Source organism: Micromonospora sp. MW-13, from assembly GCF_003434305.1.
Taxonomy (GTDB): domain Bacteria; phylum Actinomycetota; class Actinomycetes; order Mycobacteriales; family Micromonosporaceae; genus Micromonospora.
Genome location: NZ_QKKX01000009.1, coordinates 451,062 through 468,544, shown reverse-complemented (window position 1 = coordinate 468,544; position 17,483 = coordinate 451,062). Strand labels below are relative to the sequence as shown.

Here is a 17,483-nt window from a genome sequence, read left to right as displayed (position 1 = left end):
CGCGTCATGGGGGTCCCGCTGATCACCGACGGATTCGACGAGATCAGCCGGGCCCTGCGGTCCACCGTGATCGAGGTGCCCCGGGGCGACGGCATCCGCGGCGGCACGGCCTTCTTCGTCGCCCCCGGCTACGCCCTGACCTGCGCGCACGTCGTGAACGGCCGGGAGGGCGCCACGCTGCCGGTGCGCTGGGGCGGCCGGCCGCTGAGCGCCCGGGTCGTGCACGCCGCCCCCGCTTCCCCCGGCGGCCAGCCGATCTGGCCCCTGCCCGACCTCGCGGTGCTCCGGGTCGCCGACGCGCCCGCCGAGCACCCCTGCGTGTGGCTCGGCGAACAGCCGCCGCCCGACGGCGCGCCGCTGCACACCTTCGGCTTCGCCGGGGCGTACGGCACGCCCGAGCCCACCCCGGCCTGGCTCTCCTCGGCGGGCCGGCAGGGCGTCCGGGGCGCCACGGCGCTGCGGATCCGCGACGACGAGCTGGCCGAGGGCAGCTCCGGCAGCCCGATCGTGGACCTCACCAGCGGCGAGGTGTGCGCGGTGGTGAAGACCGCCCGCAGCCCCGGCGACCCGTACGGTGGGCTGGCCGTTCCTCTGGGCGAACTGCGCGGGCTGCCCGTGGCCCTGCTGCGCGAGCTGTGGCGCGGCCACGACCGGCACCACGGCGCCGACGGCTCCTGGGCCCACGCCGTGGACCGGTTACGGGCCCGGCGCGCCGCCAGCACGCCGCCCGAGGTGGCCGAGCTGCTCGACCCGGGGGCGAAGCTGCCGGTGCTGCGGGCCGCCGAGGAGGCGAAGCTGCGCGGCATCCTGGCCCGGTTGCCGGCGGCCGACGACGCGCACCAGCTCTACGAGCGGGCGTGCGGCCGGTGGTCGCCGACACCGGCCCAGCCGCTGCTGGACCGGCGCGACGTGGTCCGCGCCCTCGACGACGTCGCGCGGGCCCGGCGCGGGGAGCTGCACCCGCTGCTCGTCTTCGCCACCGCGCTGATCCCCCGCTGCCCGGTCGCCGAGCGGGGCCGGCTCCAGGACTGGGTCGACGACCTGGCGTTCCGGCTGGGCCAGCGGGCCCAGCTCGCGCAGCACCGGCCCGCCCGACTCCCCGCCCAGCGGGTGCCGCCGGGGGAAGCGTCGTCGGTGTTGGTCGAGGTCACCCCCGCCGGCCACGACCAGCGGCGCTACCTGTTGTCCGTGTCCGTCTACCGGGGCCGGGACGACGTACGCTGCCTGGCCCAGCACGACGAACCGATGGCCCTGCCCCAGTTGGAGGCCGCCGTGCGCCGCGAGCTGCACGTCGGGCTCCGCCAGCTCGGTTGGGGCCGCACCGTGATGATCGAGCTGACGCTGCCGCCGGAGCTGCTCGACCTGCCGATCGACGAGTGGGTCCTCGCCCCGCACGACGTCGCCCCGCTCGGGCTGGTCCGGCCCGTGCTGGTGCGCATCGCCGACGACGGCGAGGACGGGGCGGCCGGGCCGGAGGCGCAGGAGCGCTGGGAGGCACTGTCGGCGGCGGCGGAGGGAATGTCCTTCGCCACCGTCGACTGTCGCGCCGAGACGGATCCGACCTGGTTCTACGCCCACCTCACCACGACCAACCCGGCGGGCGTGCTGCTGCCCGGCCCGACCACGGACCCGGCCCAGCGCACGCTGCTGGAGGTCGGGGTGCGGGCCGGGGCGCCGGTGGCCCTGTGGAGCCGGGCGGGCTGCGACCGGCATCCCACCCCGGGGGGCGCCGGCGCCTGCCGGGGGGCGGCGTTCCTGGCCGACCTGGAGTCCCGGCTGCGCCGCCGGCCGATCGGGGCGCTGCCGCTGGAGGTCCGGCAGCTACGCGCCGCGGCGGTGGCGGCCCGCGACGACAACCACTGCGGGCACCGGCTGGTCCTGCTCTGGGACAACCCGTTCCGGCGCTACCGGGACCCCTCGACGCTCGACGCGCAGTGGTGAGACCGGCGCGGGCCGGCCGACAGGAGGGACGAGACCTTGCAGGACTGGTGGATCTATCGGGGCACGGGGAGTCCCCACTCCGGGATACTCCGGCTGCCCCCTCCCCCGCCCTGGCGGGTGTTCGACGGCGCCCCCCTGGTGCCGCCGCCGTCGAGCCCGGACGACGCGGCCGGCCGACGGCTCGGTGAGCTGCACCGCGCGGTCAGCTACCAGCCCCGCCCCGACGAGCTGGAGCTGGTGAACGCCGCCCTCTACCTGCGGCGCCCGCTGTTGATCACCGGCAAGCCGGGGGTGGGCAAGTCGACTCTCGCCTACGCGGTGGCGCACGAGCTGGCTTTGGGCCCGGTGCTGCGCTGGCCGATCACCAGCCGGTCCACCCGCGCCGAGGGGCTCTACAGCTACGACGCGATCGGCCGGCTCCAGGAGGCCAGCCTGCACCACCAGCTCGGCACGCCGGGAGACCTCCCGATCGGCCGCTACCTGCACCTGGGCCCGCTCGGCACGGCCCTACTGCCGTACGAGCACCCCCGGGTGCTGCTGATCGACGAGATCGACAAGAGCGACGTGGACCTGCCGAACGACCTGCTCAACATCTTCGAGGACGGCGAGTACCGCATCCCGGAGCTGCAACGGATCGCCGCCAGCCAGCCGCAGGTCGAGTTGCCGATCGAGGGCAGCACGGACCTGGTCGCGGTGCACCAGGGCGTGGTGCGCTGCCACGCGTTCCCGCTGGTCATCATGACCAGCAACGGCGAGCGCGAGTTCTCCCCCGCGTTCCACCGCCGGTGCCTGCGGCTGGACCTGGGCCAGCCGGACGCCGAGCAGCTCGCCGCGATCGTCGCCGCGCACTTCGGGACCGAGCCGACGGCCGAGACGGCCGACCTGATCGAGCTGTTCCTGTCCCGGCGGGAGCGCGGCACCCTCGCCACCGACCAGCTCCTCAACGCCATCTACCTCACCGTCCAGGCACCCGACGGGGGGCGGCCGGACCGGGAGCGGCTCGCGGACCTGGTGCTGCGGCAGCTCGACGCGGGGCCGGACAGCTGATGAACACGGTCCGGCTGGTGGGCGCGCTGCGCGGTCTCGACCTCGACGTGCAGCCGCGGGAGCTCGCGGACGCCCTCTGGCTGGCCCGGTTCCTGCCCGGCGGCGGCCCGCCGGGCGAGGCGCGGACGCCCGTCCCGTCGACCGACCCGGCGGACGCCGAGCCGACCGAACCGGCGGACCCGACGCCCGAGCGGACGGCCCCCGACCGGCTCCCCACGCCCCGGACGCCCCTGACCGGGCCCCGGTCCACGCCGACGCCGGACAGCGACGGCGCGTCCGACCCGGTGCGCTGGGTACGCCTGCACGTGCCCGGGCCGGCAAGACGCACGGCGGGCACCGGCGGGGCGGGCCTGCCGGTCCGCGCCCCGGCACCGCCCGCCCTGGACACCCGGGCGCTGGCCCGGAGCCTGCGTCCGCTGCGCCGCCGGGTGCCCGACCCGCACACGCTCGCCCTCGACGAGGAGGCGACCGCGACGCGGGTCGTCGAGCAGGGACTGTGGGTGCCGGTCCTGCGCCCGACGTCGCAGCCGTGGTTCGATCTGACCCTCGCCGTGGACACCGGGGCGTCGATGGCCGTCTGGCGTCCGCTGGTGGCCGACCTGGAGTTGGCGTTGACCCGGCTGGGGGCGTTCCGGCACGTCCGGCGGGTGCGGCTGCCGTCCGGGGCCGAGCCCCGGCTCACCATCGGCCCGGCCGACGGGCCCGGCGGGCCCGGCCACTCGACGCGGGAACTGCTCGACCCGCGGGGGCGCCAGCTCATCCTCGTGGTCAGCGACTGCGCCGGGCCGCAGTGGCACGACGGCTCGATGTTCCGCACCCTGCAGACCTGGGCCCGGCACGAGACCGTGGCGATCCTGCAACCGTTGCCGCAGCGGATGTGGCGGCGCAGCGGCCTGGTGCCGGTGCGCGGCCGGCTCACCGCGACCGAGGGCGACAGCGCCAACCGCCGGCTCCGGTTCGTACCCCGGCAGTGGCGGCCCGGCGCCGGCCTGCGCGGGCTCGTCCCGGTGCCGGTGTTGCAGATCCAGCCGGACTGGCTGGCCGGCTGGGCACGGCTCACCGGCACCGGCGCCGGCACGATCGACGCGGTGGTCACGCTGCCGCCGCAGCCCGGGCCGCCGGCCCCCGCCGAGCCGGTCGACGGCCCCCCGCAGGACGAGGCGGCCCGGCGGCTGAGCCGGTTCCTGGCCACCGCCAGCCCGGAGGCGCTGCGGCTGGCCACCCAGCTCGCGGACCTTCCGGTGACGCTGCCGATCATGCGCCTGGTGCAGCAGGCGTCGGCGGTGCCGGCCCATCCGGCGCACCTGGCGGAGGTGCTCCTCGGCGGGCTGCTCGTCCGGCAGCCCGACCCGGCGGGCGACCTGCGGTTCGACTTCCACCAGGGCATCCGGCCGATGCTGCGGGACCTGCTGCTGCACACCGACCTGCTGCACCTGCGGCACGAGATCGCCCGGTTCCTGGCCCGCCAGATGGGGATCAGCATGCGGGAGTTCGCGGCGGCGCTGAGCGCCCCGGCCGGGGTGGCCGGCGACGCGGGGCTCGGTGAGTCCTTCGGCCGCCTCCCGGCCACGGTGCTGACCCGGCTCGGCGGCCGGCACCGGGAGCTGATCGAGTTCGTCGAGCAGCGGGAGCAGGACGCCCGCCTGCCGTCCCCGGCCAACGGCCACCACCCGGACCCCCGGGTGACGACGGAGCCGGCCCCGTCCGGCGCCGACCCGCCCGTGGACGCGCAGGATCTCGACGGGCTCGACGCGACCATCCGGGCGTTACGGCAGGCGACGGCCGGCGGCCCGGACCGCGCCGGCCTGACCCGTCTCGCCCACGCGTTGCGCGCCCGGTTCCAGCTCACCGGGGACGTCGCCGACCTGGTCGAGGCGGCGTCGATCCTGGAGCAGGTGCGGGGGCGGGCCGGCGGCGGCACGGAGCCGGACGACCCCGACGCGGTGCTCGACCTCGCCGAGGTCCGGCTGTCGCTGTGCACCGAGCGCGGCGCCACGGCCGACCTGAACGAGGCCGTGGCCCTGTTCCGCAGCGCCCTCGCCGCGCCCGACGGCCCGCGCTCGCAGTGGTGGCGCGGCACCGTCGGGCTGGCCCGCGCGCTGGTGGTCCGGGCCGACCGGCTCGGCACGGTGCCCGACCTCGACGAGGCGGTCGAGCTCTACCTCGCGGCGGCCGGAACGGCCCCCGGGCCGGGCGGGGACGACCTGCGGCTGCGGGCCGTCGACGCGCTGCTGCGCCGGTACGCGCTGACCGGGGACACGACCGCCCTGACCCGGGCGGACGCGGTCAGCGGCGACGCCCCGGCCACGGCGGGGCGGCACAGTCGTCGGGTACGCCTGGCGGACCTGCTGCGCCGCGCCGCCCGGGAGACCGGCGAGCCGGACCTGCTGCGCCGCGCCGCGGCCCTGTACGTCGAGGCCGCCGAGCGTTCCGGGCCGGACGGCGACGCCCGGGTCCTGCGCGGCCTCGCCGAGGCGCGGGGCGAGCTGTCCGTCGCCACCGGTGACCCCGCCGAGCTGGACGCGGCGGTGGAGGCGGCACGGGCCGCCGTGGCGGCCGGCGGCCGGGACGACGTGACGCACGTCGAGTGCCTGGCCACCCTCGGCCGGGTGCTGCGCCTGCGCGTCGACCGGGACCGTCGGGACGGCGACCTCGACGCGCTGGTCGACGCCGCCCGCCGGCTGCTCGACGCGGTGCCCGGCTTCCACCCGGACCGGCACCACCACCTCGCCGCGCTGGGCGACGCCCTGCGCCTGCGGTACGACGCGGGCGGTGACGCGGGCGACATCCAGGAGGCGTGCGCCCGGTACGAGGAGGCCGTGCGGACGTCCCCGACCTCCGGCGCACAGCTCGGCCGGCGGCTGGCCGACCTCGGCGACGCGCTGCGGGCCCGGGCCGACCGGTTCGGCTCCCGGGCCGACCTGGACGCCGCCCGGCAGTCCCTCACCCGGGCGGTCGACGTCACGCCCGCCGACGACCCCCGGCTGCCCGACCGGGTCCGCCTGCTGGCGGAGGTGCTGCTCGCGCTGCGCGAGCGGTCCGCCGCGGTGGCGGTCTACCGCCGGGCGGTGGAGTTGCACGGCCGCCGGCACGGCCCGGACGGCGACCCCACCGTCGACGTGCGGGTCGCGTTCGGCCGGGCGCTGCTGGCGGCGGAGCGGTTCGCCGAGGCCCGGGAGGAGCTGCGGGCGGTGGCCGACATCCTCACCCAGCGGCTCGGCCCCGGGCACCGCCGCACCCTGGCCGTCCGGTCCGCGGCGGCCGAGGCGCTGGCCGGCCTCGGCGACCCCGGCGGGGCCGGTCGTGAGCTGCGTGACGTGCTGGCCGGGCAGATCCGCTCGCTCGGCGCGGACGACGCGGACCCGGCGGCGACCCGGCGGCTGCTGGACCGGCTGGCCGGGGACGGGTAGCTCGGGGCCCGGGCAGTCGGCGGGGCGGGGCGCCCGAGCGGCGTGGTCGGCGCAGCTCGCGCGGGCCCTTCGACCGGGCACCCGCGAGTTATCCTCGGCTCTTGGGATCGACGCATTTATCTGGGTCGCTCGTCGGAGCGCGGCCTGCGGCACTTGGCGGAGGGATGGCCGAGCGCATGAGGGAAGCCGAGTTCGGGTCCGCACCGACGATCCTGCCGGACCAACTGCTCGACGAGCTGGCGGAGAACGGCACCGACGTGCTCCGACACGTGATCCGGCGGGTGCGGGCCGAGGCGGGCGCCGGGGGACGGATCGTGGCCCGGTTCAACAACCAGAACGGCGGCGTGCCCACCGCGCCGTACCTGGGCCGGGACGCCCCGGCCGGGCCCGGCGCGGACGAGGCGGGCCCGTGACGGACGCCGGGCCGGCGCCGGTGCCGTTCCAGGAGTTCGTGCTGAAGGTGCACAGCCGGTGCAACCTGGCCTGCGACTACTGCTACGTCTACGAGATGGCCGACCAGAGCTGGGCCCGCCGGCCCCGGGTGATGAGCGCCGAGGTGGTGCGGCGGACCGGGGAGCGGATCGCCGAGCACCTGCGCGACCACGGGGTCACCGAGGCCAGCGTCGTCCTGCACGGCGGCGAGCCGCTGCTCGCCGGGGCCCGCCGGCTGGAACACGTGGTGACGGAGCTGCGCCGGCTCGCCGGGGCGGGGACCGCGCTGTCCTTCGTGGTGCAGACCAACGGGACCCTGCTCGACCAGGACATGCTGGAGGTGTTCCGGCGGCACGACGTGCGGGTCGGGGTGAGCCTCGACGGCGACCGGGCCGCGACCGACCGGCACCGCCGCCGCCCCGACGGCGCCAGCAGCTACCCGGCCACCGTCCGCGCCCTGGACCTGCTGTCCGGGCCGCGCTACCGGTCGCTCTTCGCCGGCCTGCTGGCCACCGTGGACCTGCGCACCGACCCGGTCCGCGCCTACGAGGCGCTGCTGGAGTTCGACCCGCCGGTGGTCGACTTCCTGCTGCCGCACGGCACCTGGACCGACCCGCCACCGGGCCGGTCGGCCGACCCGGCCTCGACCCCGTACGCGGACTGGCTGATCGCGGTCTTCGAGCGCTGGTACGCGGCGCCGCGCCGGGAGACCGGCGTGCGGATACTGGAGGAGATTCTGGTGCTGCTGCTCGGCGGGGCGAGCCGCGTCGAGTCCGTCGGGCTGTCCCCGGCCGCGTTCGTGGTGGTGGAGACCGACGGCGAGATCGAGCTGGTGGACACGCTGAAGGCGGCCTACCCGGGGGCCGCGGCGACCGGGCTGACCGTGCACTCCGACCGGTTCGACGCGGCGCTGGCCCATCCCGCCGTGCGGGCCGGCCAGCGCGGCGTGGCCGGGTTGCCGGGGGCGTGCCGGGCCTGCCCGGCGCACCAGGTCTGCGGCGGCGGCCTGTACCCGCACCGGTTCCGCGCCGGACGCGGCTTCGACAACCCGTCGGTGTACTGCGCGGACCTGTACCGCCTGATCGGTCACCTGGCCCGGCGGGTCGCCGGGGCGCCCGGACCGCCGCCGGCCGGGCCCCCGGACCCGGCGACGGAGCGGACGGTGCCGGGCCCGGCCGCGGCCTGACCCGCCGGCCGTGTCGGCATCCCGATAGGACATCCGGAGAGTACGGACGGAGGGTGATGTGGGCGGCGCGGAAGGCTATCCTCGTAGCTCGGCCGGGCCGCGCCACCCGGGCCCCGGGAGTCCGGCGGCCGGGACCAGGGAGGCTCGATGAGTGCTCAGCGCAGCGCCGCCGACGGCCGGCCGCGGATCGTCCTGGCCCACGCCGGCGCCGACCAGCTGTGGGCGGAGTGGCTCGGCGAGCAGCTCGAACAGGGCGGGGCCGGCACCGAACCGAAGCAGCTCGAACCCCGGCCCGCCGACGACCTCGGCGCGCTGCTGCGGGACGCGGCCGGCGACGCCGCCGGGCTGCTGCTGGTGCTGAGTGACGCGCTGCTGCGCGCCGGGACGCGCTCGGTCGCCGAGTGGGCGGAGGCGGTGGCCGCCCTGCGGGCCGAACGGGGGGACGTGCTGCGCCCGGTGGCGGTCGGGCTGCGCCGGCCGACGTTCCTCTCCGCCGGCGAGTGCCCGGTGCTCGGCGTGCTGGACGAGGCCGACGCCCGCGCCGAGGTCCTCGCCCTGTTCGGGCTGGCCGCACCGACCTCCCGCCGGTCGTCCGCCGTGCCCTGGCCGCTGCACCAGCCCCGGTACTGGCGCCAGCCCTTCCCGCCCCGCAACCAGCACTTCACGGGCCGCGAGGAGGCGCTGCGGGAACTGCGGGACCGGCTCGCCGGGGACGTGACGGCGGTGGTGCCGACCGCGGTGCTGGGCCCGGCCGGGATCGGCAAGACCCAGCTCGCGGTCGAGTACACGTACCGCTTCGCGGCCTGCTACGACCTGGTCTGGTATGTGCGCAGCGAGCAACTCTCCACGGTCCGGGCCGACCTGGCCGGGCTGGCCGCCTCGATCGGCCTGCGGATCAGCGACGACCTCGGGGTGACCGCCGACGCGGTGCTGGAGGCGCTGCGCCGGGGCGAGCCGGTCCGCGACTGGCTGCTGGTCTTCGACAACGCGCCCGCCCCGCACGAACTGGCCCGGCTGCTGCCCAGCGGCCGGGCGCCGCGGGGGCGGTGCCACGTGCTGGTGACCTCGCGGGACGAGGACTGGCGGTCCCGCGCCGACGTGCTGGAGCTGGACGTCTACCGACGGGTGGAGAGCGTCGACTTCCTGCGCCGACGGGCGCCCCGGCTGACCGAGCACGACGCCTTCGAGCTGGCCGACCGGTTCGGCGATCTGCCGCTCGCCCTCGACGCCAGCGCCGGGTACCTGTCGACCTCGCACCTGCCCGTGCGGGACTACCTGGTCGAGAGCGAGCAGCGGATGACCGCGCTGCTCAACCAGGCCCAGGTCTCGTCGTACGAGCGCCAGGTGGTGATGGCCTGGGTGCTGCCGATGAACCGGCTCCGGGAGCGCCGGCTGTCCGCCGCCCAACTCCTGCGGCTGTGCGCGTTCCTGGGGCCGGAGCCGGTGCCGATGTCCCTGCTGCTCGGCCCGCCCGACGGCAGCCGGCCGGCGGTCGAGCTGCCCGCCCCGCTCGGCGAGGAGATCGGGGACACCATGTCCCGGGCGAGCATGTTCCACGAGATCGGCGCGTACGGGCTGGCCCGGATCGGCGAGCGCGACGGCCGGGAGACCGTCCAACTGCACCGGGTCTTCCAGCAGTTCCTCCGGGAGCAGCTCACCGACGCCGAGCGCCGCACGTACGCCGGCACCGCCCGGCGGCTGCTCGCCGCCGCCGACCCGGGCGATCCGGACCAGATCGCCTACCGTCCCCGCTACGCCGACCTGCTGGTGCACGCGGAGGCCGCCGACGTGGCCGTCGCCGCGGACGATCCGGCGGTCCGCGGCCTCGTGATCAACCTGTGCCGGTACCTCTTCGCCCGGGGCGAGTACACCGCGTGCCAGCGGCTGGGCACCCGGGCCCGGGCGGCCTGGGTGGAGGTGATCGCCCGGAGCCACCCGGACGTGGTGGCGCTGAGCGTCACGCTGGCCAACGCGCTGCGCAGCCGGGGCGAGTACGAGCGGGCCCGGTCGCTGGACGAGGCGAACCTGGCCCGGGCCCGCGCCGACCTGGGCGAGGGGCATCCGGAGACGCTCGGCGCGGCGAACGGCCTGGCGGCGGGCCTGCGCCGGCTCGGCGACTGGAAGGCGGCGTACGAACTGGACCGCCAGGCCCACGAGCGTGGGCTGCTGGCGCTGGGCCCCGACCACCCCCGCACGCTGCTCACCGCGCACAACTTCGCGGTGTCCCGGCGGATGATGGGCGAGTTCCGCGCCGCGCTCGCCCTCGACGAGGACACGCTGCGCCGGTACCGGATCCGGTTCGGCGGCGAGGAGAACCGGTCGACGCTGTTCTCCGCCAACAACGTCGCCCGGGACCTGCGCGAGTGCGGGGAGTACGCCCGGGCGTGGGAACTCCAGGAGGAGGTCCACCGGCGCTACGGGGTGCTCTTCGGCCCGGACCACCCGGACTCGCTGCGGGCGATGAAGAACCTCGCGGTCACCCGCCGCAAGGCCGGGCGGTACCTCGACGCGTACCAGTTGGCCAGCGGCTGCCTGGCCCAGCACCGGCACCGGTTCGGGCCGGACTACGCCGAGACGCTGGCCGCCGCCGTCAACCTGGCCAACGACCTGCGGTGCCTCGGTGAGGCGCCCGGGGCCCGGGCCCGCGCCGAGGACGCGCTGGAGCGGCTTCGCCGCACGGCCGGCGAGGAGCACCCGTACGCGCTGTGCGCCGCCCTGAACCTCGCGATCTGCCTGCGGCTGACCGGCGCGCCGGAGGAGGCGCGCCGGCTCAACGAGCGCACCCGGGCCGGGCTGTCGGCGGCGCTCGCCCCGGACCACCCGTACACCCTGGCCTGCGGCACCAACCTCGCCAGCGACCTGCGGGCGCTCGGCGAGGTCCGGGCGGCGCGGCGGCTCGGCGAGGAGCTGCTGGAGCGGCTGCGCACGGTCCGGGGCGAGGCGCACCCCTACACCCTGGCCTGCGCGTCGAACCTCAGCGAGGACCGGCGCGCCGACGAGGACCACGAGGGCGCCCGCGACCTGCTACGGGACACCATGACGAGCTACGAGCGCACCCTCGGCGCGGACCACCCGGAGGCCGAGGCCGCGGCGGCCCGTAGCCGGCTGGACTGCGACGTGGAGCCCCCGCCGGCCTGAGCCGCGCCCCGCGCGCTCAGCCCGCCCGCCCGGCCGACGGGCTCGGACGGTCGACGGGCTCGGGCGGCGGGTACAGCCGGGCGGTCCACCGCCGCGGCACCCCGGTCGCCCCAGCGTCCCGGCCTCGGGGCCGACCGCCCGCCTGGCGGGGCCGGCCGACGCCGGGCCGCGCCGCCCGCCGGCCCGCCCGGACGGCCGGCGGCCCCGAGGCCGGGACGCGCGGGCCGACGACCGCCGGCCCACTGTGCGCGCTGCCCGGGTCGGCCGCCGGGTCGGGGTCCGCCGAACGGTCGCGGAGCTGGCTGCGGTACAGCGTCCGGTCGCCGACCACCAGGCAGGCGATCCCGGTGGCCAGCATGCTCGGGAAGAGCAGGCTCAGGTTCCCGGTCGTCTCGGCGGCCATCACGACCAGCGCGAGCGGCGCGTGGGCGATCGAGCCGAGGCAGGCCGCCATGCCGATGATCACGTACGGGGCCGGGGAGCCGGGGGCCAGCCCGAGCGGCTCCAGCAGGCGCCACACCGCCGCCCCGGCGGTCGCGCCGATCACCAGCCCGGGGCCGAAGATCCCCCCGGAGCCGCCGGAGCCGACCGACAGCGAGGTGGACACGATCTTGACGAGCGGGATGGCCAGCAGCACCCACACCGACGTGGCGAGCATCGCGTCGGCGTCGAAGGCGCGCTGCGCCGTGCCGTACCCGGTGCCGAGGACGCCCGGCACGGCCAGCCCGATCGTCCCGACCACCAGCCCCGCGAGGGTGGGACGCAGCACCCGGGGCAGCCGGCGCAGCCGCGCCGAGGCGAAGAAGCCGGCCGTCGAGTAGAACGTCCACGCGTACAGCCGGCCGAGCAGCCCGGCGAGCAGGCCGAGCAGCGGCACCACCAGCCACTGCGCGGGATGGTCCCAGCCGGTCCCGGCGACCGTGCCGAAGATCGGCTCGAAGCCGTGGAACAGCCCGAAGACCAGGAAGGACACCGCCGAGGCGAGCAGGGCCGGCACCACCACGCCGGGCGCGACGTCCGCCCGGTAGAGCAGCTCGGCCCCGAGCAGCGCGCCGCCCAGCGGTGACCGGAAGATCGCCCCGACCCCGGCGGCGAGGCCCATCGCCACCGTCGTGCGGGCCTGCTGGTAGCTGAGCTTGAACCGCCGGGCCACCACCGAGGCCAGGGCGGCGGTGATCTGCGCGGTGGGCCCCTCGCTGCCGCCCGACCCACCGGAGCCGATCAGCACCGCGGAGGCGAACATCTTGACCGCCGGCACCCGGGCCCGCATCCCGGTCGGGTCGTGGTGCGCGGCGTGGATCGCCGCGTCCGTGCCGTGCCCGCTGGCCTCCGGCGCGACCCGGAGCACCAGGGCGGTGGCGACGAACGCGCCGGCCGCGACGAGCAGCGGGACGACCACCGGGTACGGGAAGCCGCTCGCCTCGGCCGGGCCGTCCTCGCCGACCAGGCCGGGCACCCGGTGCCCGGCGATCCCGCGCAGCAGCAGCTCGTTGCCCAGGTGCAGCAGCTCGGCGAACGCGGCGGCGGCCAGCCCCGAGAGCGCTCCGGTGAGCGTCGCGAGGGGAACCCACAGGCGCAGGCCACCCGGCCCGCCGCTACCGCTCATCGGCAACTCCATCACCAGCGATGCCTCGCCAGCCGAGGCGGTGCGTCACCCGCCTCGTCGAGCGGCCGGCGACCGGGCCTGCGTCACGGGTGACCGTCCACCGTCGACCGCCACCCGCGTGCCCGATGATAGCGACCGATCCGTCACGATGGGTGCCGCTCGCGCCGTCGTCTTACGGTCTCGTCCTGCCGTCGGCGGCCGGGGCGGTGTGCGGCAGCGGCGTGCTCGGCGTCGGCGTCGTGTCGAACGGACCAACGGACGTGCCGCCGGGCGGTGACGCGCCGACGGGCCCGGCTCCGGTGACCGGGAACGCGTGGCGGGGCGGCCGGGGGTGCCGGCCGCCCCGCGCAGGCGGTGGGTCAGTAGGCGCGGGCCAGGATGGCGACCAGGTCGGACTCGTCCTCGGAGTCGGGGACCGAGCCGTCGGCGCGCAGCAGGCAGCGCACGGTGACGCCCTGGCCGTTCGCCTCGGCCTCGCCGGCCACGCCGACCGCCGACCACGGCACCCGGGCCCAGCCGGTGGCCGCCGCCCCGATCGCCTCGGCGAGCGTGGCGACCTCGACGGTGCGGGACTCGCGGTGCGCGAGGGCCTGGTCGTGCAGCACCCGCTGGTCGGCCTCCAGGGCGGCCAGCACCGCGCCGACCACGTCGGCCACCGGGGTCGGCGACTTCGAGCCGTCCGTACGCCGGACCACGACCGCGTTGCCGGCGGCCAGGTCGCGGGGGCCGACCTCGACGCGTACCGGATAGCCGCGCAGCTCGGCGTCGACGGCCCGGCGGCCGAACGGGGTGTCGGTGCGGTCGTCGAGCGCGACCCGGACCCCGGCGTCGCGCAGCGCGTCGCAGAGCTCTCTCGCCGCCTCGGCAGGGCCGCCTGGGCCCTCGCCGTCCTTGACCACCATCACGTACGCCTGGATCGGCGCCAGCCTCGGCGGCACCCGCAGTCCGTTGTCGTCGCCGTGGGCCATGATCAGGCCGCCCAGCATCCGGGTCGAGGTGCCCCAGGAGGTCGTCCAGGCGTGCTCCCGGCCGCCCTCGGCCGAGGAGTAGCTGATGTCGAACGCCTTGGCGAAGTTCTGCCCCAGCTCGTGGCTGGTGCCGAGCTGGAGGGCCTTGCCGTCGCCCATCATGCCCTCGCACGTGTACGTGGCGGTGGCCCCGGCGAACCGCTCGCGGGCGGTCTTCAGGCCCACCACGACGGGGATGCCGAGCACGTTGACCATCAGGTCCTCGTACGCCTCGTGCAGGATCCGGCGGGCGTAGGCGCGGGCGTCTTCCCGCGTGGCGTGGGCGGTGTGCCCCTCCTGCCAGAGGAACTCGCTGGTGCGCAGGAAGATCCGGGGGCGCAGCTCCCAGCGGACCACGTTCGCCCACTGGTTGAGCAGCAGCGGCAGGTCCCGGTACGAGTCGATCCACTTGGCCATGAACTCGCCGATCACCGTCTCGCTGGTGGGGCGCACCACCACCGGCTCGGCGAGCTGCTTGCCGCCGCCGTGGGTGACCACCGCCAGCTCCGGCGAGAAGCCCTCGACGTGCTCGGCCTCGCGCTTGAGGTAGCTCTCGGGGATGAACAGCGGGAAGTACGCGTTCTCCGCGCCGGCCGCCTTGATCCGGGCGTCCATCTCGGCCTGAATCCGCTCCCAGATGGCGTAGCCGGCCGGTCGGATGACCATGGTCCCCCGGACCGGGCCGTTGTCGGCCAGCTTCGCCTTGGCGATCAGGTCCTGGTACCAGCGGGGAAAGTCCTCCGCACGGGGAGTGAGCACGCGTGCCATGACCGCACATCCTATGCGGCCCCCGCCGGGACGCCGTCATCGGGCGCGGTGCGCCGTTCGCCCGTCGCCCCGGGTGCACCGGTCCCCCGCCGCCGGAACTCCGACGCAACTTCTTGATCACCGGGGCGAACCGGGGTGGGTGGGGGTCAGGGGAGGGGGTGGCCGCGGAGGATGATGCGGGTGGGGGTGCGGACGACCGAGAGGTTCCGGCGGGGGTCCTCCGGGTAGACCGTCAGGTCGGCGAGGCCGCCCTCGACCAGGCCCGGGAAGCCCAGCCACTCCCGGGCCTTCCAGGAGGCGGCGGCGAGGACGTCCACCGCCGACATGCCGGCCTGCTCGTGCAGCAGCAGCATCTCCTCGGCGGCCAGCCCGTGGTCGATGCCGCCGCCCGCGTCGGTGCCGACGTAGATGGGCACCCCCGCCTCGTACGCGGACCGGACCACGTCGGGGAACCGGTCCCGCAGGGCGAGCATGTGGTCGGCGTACCCGGGGAACTTCGGGCGGGCCTGCTCGGCGATCCCGCCGAACGTCCGAATGTTGATCATCGTGGGGACGAGGGCGGTGCCCTGCCGGGCCATCAGGTCGATCAGGTCGAGGCTGAGTCCGGTGCCGTGCTCCACCGAGTCCACCCCGGCCCGCACCATGGTCTCGACGGCGGACTCGGAGAAGGTGTGCACCGCCGCCCGCGCCCCGGCGGCGTGCGCGGCGGCGACGGCGGCGGCCATCGTGTCGGCGTCCCAGGCGGGCGCGAGGTCGCCGACCCCCCGGTCGATCCAGTCGCCGACCAGCTTGACCCAGCCGTTGCCGGCGGCGGCCTGGGCGGCGACGGTGGCGGCCACCTCCGCCGCGTCGACCTCGACGCCGATGTCGCGCAGGTAGCGCTTCGGCGGGGCGACGTGCCGGCCGGCGCGGGCCAGTCGCGGCAGCTCCGGGTCGTCGTCCAGTTCGGGGTACGGGTACGGCGAGCCGGCGTCCCGGATGGCGAGGACCCCGGCGTCCCGGTCGGTGCGGGCCAGCTCGCGGGCCTGGTCGAGGGAGGTGATCGGGGCGCCGCCCCGGGCGATGCCGAGGTGGCAGTGGGCGTCGGTCAGCCCGGGCAGGATGAAGCCGCCGTCGACCACCGTCTCCGCCTCGGGCACCGGGTCGAAGGTGACCCGGTCGCCGACCAGCCAGAGATCCCGGACCTCGTCGTCCGGCAGGAGCACACCGCGCACATGCAGAGCCATGTGCACAGTCCTACCGGATCACTGCCGCGTCCGCGCGGGGGACCTCCCGTCGCCCGCCGTCGCCGACCCGGTCAGCGGGGGCGGTTGTCGCCGCCCTTGCCGAGCTTGTTGAAGTCGATCTTCGGGAGCTTGAAGCCGGGCGGCAGGCCCTGGCCACCGGCCAGGTCGTTCGGGTCCAGGCCCGGCGGGAGCTGCGGCATCCCGCCCGGGAAACCGCCCGGCAGCCCGGCGCCCGCCCCGGTGCGCGGCCGGTTGCCGCCCTTGGTGCCCTTGCGCTTGTTCTTCGGCGACTTGGTCGCCTTGCGCCGGCCACCGCCGGGCAGGCCCATCATGCCGCCCATCTGCTTCATCATCTTCTGCGCGTCGGCGAAGCGGTTGAGCAGCTGGTTGACGTCCATCACCGTGACGCCCGAGCCGCCCGCGATCCGGGCCCGGCGGGAGCCGTTGATGATCTTCGGATTGGTGCGCTCGGCCGGGGTCATCGACCGGATGATCGCCGTGACCCGGTCGAAGTGCTTGTCGTCCAGATCGGCGAGCTGGTCCTTCATCTGCCCCATGCCGGGCATCATGGCCAGCACGTTGGCGATCGGGCCCATCCGGCGCACCGCGATGAGCTGGTCGAGGAAGTCCTCCAGGGTGAACTGCTCGCCGCCCATCAGCTTGGCGGTCATCTTCTCCTTCTGATCGGAGTCGAAGGCCTGCTCGGCCTGCTCGATCAGAGTGAGGACGTCGCCCATGCCGAGGATCCGGCTGGCCATCCGGTCGGGGTGGAAGACGTCGAAGTCCTCCAGCTTCTCCCCGGTGGAGGCGAACAGGATCGGCTGCCCGGTCACCTCGCGGACCGAGAGCGCGGCACCGCCCCGGGCGTCGCCGTCGAGCTTGGAGAGCACCACGCCGGTGATGCCGACGCCGTCGCGGAACGCCTCGGCGGTGCGCACGGCGTCCTGACCGACCATCGCGTCGATGACGAAGATGACCTCGTCCGGGTTGACCGCGTCGCGGATGTCGGCGGCCTGCCGCATCATCTCGGCGTCGATGCCGAGCCGGCCGGCGGTGTCGACGATGACGATGTCCCGGGCGGCCCGCTTCGCGTGCTCGATCGAGGCGCGGGCGACCTGCACCGGGTCACCGGTGCCGTTGCCGGGCTCCGGGGCGTACACCTCGACCCCGGCGCGGCCACCGAGCACCTGGAGCTGCCCGACGGCGTTGGGACGCTGGAGGTCGGCGGCGACCAGCAGCGGCTGGTGACCCTGGGCCTTGAGCCAGCGGGCCAGCTTGCCGGCCAGGGTGGTCTTGCCGGAGCCCTGGAGGCCGGCGAGCATGATCACCGTCGGCGGCTGCTTGGCGAACTGGAGCCGCCGCCCCTCGCCGCCGAGGACGTTGATCAGCTCCTCGTTGACGATCTTGACGATCTGCTGGGCCGGATTCAGCGCCTGGGAGACCTCCGCGCTGCGGGCCCGCTCCTTGACGTTCGCGATGAAGCCCTTGACCACCGGCAGGGCGACGTCGGCCTCCAGCAGCGCCATGCGGATCTCGCGCGCGGTGGCGTCGATGTCGGCGTCGGTGAGCCGACCCTTGCCGCGGAGCTTGGTGAAGATCCCGGAGAGGCGGTCACTCAAGGTGTCAAACACGCGAACATCCCGTTTGTCAGTGTTCCGGCGGGCACAACGCGGCCGGGCGCAGGTGTCCGGCCATCGCTAGGGTAGCCCGCCGCCCGCGCCC

General features: G+C 76.2%; 10 protein-coding genes. 6 read left to right on the top strand and 4 right to left on the bottom strand.

Going from position 1 to position 17,483, the window contains the following annotated elements; all coding sequences use genetic code 11:
- Positions 1-6: 6 nt before the first annotated feature.
- From C5N14_RS06210 to fxsT, 6 genes are all read left to right on the top strand, one after another.
- The gene (locus tag C5N14_RS06210; RefSeq protein ID WP_117666341.1) at positions 7-1,941 is read left to right on the top strand and encodes a trypsin-like peptidase domain-containing protein; all 1,935 of its coding nucleotides are present in this window, start codon (positions 7-9) and stop codon (positions 1,939-1,941) included.
- Positions 1,942-1,977: 36 nt separating this feature from the next.
- Entirely contained in the window at positions 1,978-2,988 is a 1,011-nt protein-coding gene (locus C5N14_RS06205; protein WP_117666339.1) for a MoxR family ATPase, read from the top strand.
- Positions 2,988-6,398 (top strand): tetratricopeptide repeat protein, encoded by a 3,411-nt coding sequence (locus C5N14_RS32005; RefSeq protein ID WP_165878039.1) that lies wholly within the window; start codon positions 2,988-2,990, stop codon positions 6,396-6,398. The genes C5N14_RS06205 and C5N14_RS32005 overlap by 1 nt, the downstream gene beginning before the upstream one ends.
- A gap of 176 nt (positions 6,399-6,574) precedes the next feature.
- Positions 6,575-6,811 carry a hypothetical protein gene (locus C5N14_RS06195; protein WP_128763522.1) on the top strand — a complete coding sequence of 79 codons (237 nt, stop codon included), beginning with the start codon at positions 6,575-6,577 and terminating at the stop codon, positions 6,809-6,811.
- Positions 6,808-8,016, top strand: a complete 1,209-nt coding sequence (locus C5N14_RS06190) for an FxsB family cyclophane-forming radical SAM/SPASM peptide maturase (protein WP_117666335.1) — start codon at positions 6,808-6,810, stop codon at positions 8,014-8,016. The genes C5N14_RS06195 and C5N14_RS06190 overlap by 4 nt, the downstream gene beginning before the upstream one ends.
- A 147-nt stretch (positions 8,017-8,163) precedes the next feature.
- Positions 8,164-11,154 carry an FxSxx-COOH system tetratricopeptide repeat protein gene (gene fxsT, locus C5N14_RS06180; RefSeq protein ID WP_117666333.1) on the top strand — a complete coding sequence of 997 codons (2,991 nt, stop codon included), beginning with the start codon at positions 8,164-8,166 and terminating at the stop codon, positions 11,152-11,154.
- A 16-nt stretch (positions 11,155-11,170) separates the two neighbouring features.
- On the opposite strand, the gene C5N14_RS06175 is transcribed toward fxsT, so the two are convergent.
- The 4 genes from C5N14_RS06175 to ffh form a co-directional block, all read right to left on the bottom strand.
- Positions 11,171-12,760, bottom strand: coding sequence for a chloride channel protein (locus C5N14_RS06175; RefSeq protein WP_165878038.1), 1,590 nt, complete (start codon positions 12,758-12,760; stop codon positions 11,171-11,173).
- 359 nt (positions 12,761-13,119) lie between these two features.
- Positions 13,120-14,535: a proline--tRNA ligase gene (proS, locus tag C5N14_RS06170; protein WP_117666329.1), complete on the bottom strand. Its 1,416-nt coding sequence runs from the start codon at positions 14,533-14,535 to the stop codon at positions 13,120-13,122.
- A 146-nt stretch (positions 14,536-14,681) separates the two neighbouring features.
- A complete protein-coding gene (locus C5N14_RS06165) occupies positions 14,682-15,761 on the bottom strand; it encodes an amidohydrolase family protein (protein WP_117666327.1) in 1,080 nt (359 codons plus the stop codon).
- Between the two features lie 71 nt (positions 15,762-15,832).
- On the bottom strand, positions 15,833-17,392 hold the full coding sequence (gene ffh / locus C5N14_RS06160) for a signal recognition particle protein (RefSeq protein ID WP_117666325.1): 1,560 nt from the start codon (positions 17,390-17,392) through the stop codon (positions 15,833-15,835).
- Positions 17,393-17,483: the final 91 nt, after the last annotated feature.